The sequence below is a fragment of the Pseudoalteromonas sp. 19-MNA-CIBAN-0066 genome, assembly GCF_040308705.1.
Lineage (GTDB): Bacteria > Pseudomonadota > Gammaproteobacteria > Enterobacterales > Alteromonadaceae > Pseudoalteromonas > Pseudoalteromonas nigrifaciens.
In genome coordinates this window covers 1-271 of the sequence record NZ_JBEONZ010000214.1, presented here as the reverse complement: position 1 = coordinate 271, position 271 = coordinate 1, and the positions used below count along the sequence as shown (strand labels likewise).

Below are 271 nucleotides of genomic sequence, written 5' to 3'. Positions count from 1 at the left end.
GTATTGAACACGAACCACTTTATGCGATTATGGCTACCCAGCAAGCCGCTGAGCAGTTATCTGCTTATTTAGCTAATACACCATGCCAAACGCTTGTTATGCACGGCGAGCAAGCAATGTGCGACTTATGTGCTCACCCAGATGTTGATGTCGTGATGTCTGCAATTGTAGGTGCCGCTGGTTTACTGCCAACATTAAGTGCAGTAGAAGCAGGTAAAAAAGTACTCCTTGCTAATAAAGAATCGTTAGTTATGTCAGGTCAGTTGTTTAT

Annotated in this window: 1 pseudogene; it reads left to right on the top strand. The window is 43.5% G+C overall.

Annotation, left to right across the window (positions count from 1 at the left end):
- A pseudogene (locus tag AAEZ18_RS18875) lies at positions 1 to 271 on the top strand (1-deoxy-D-xylulose-5-phosphate reductoisomerase); the annotation flags it as partial.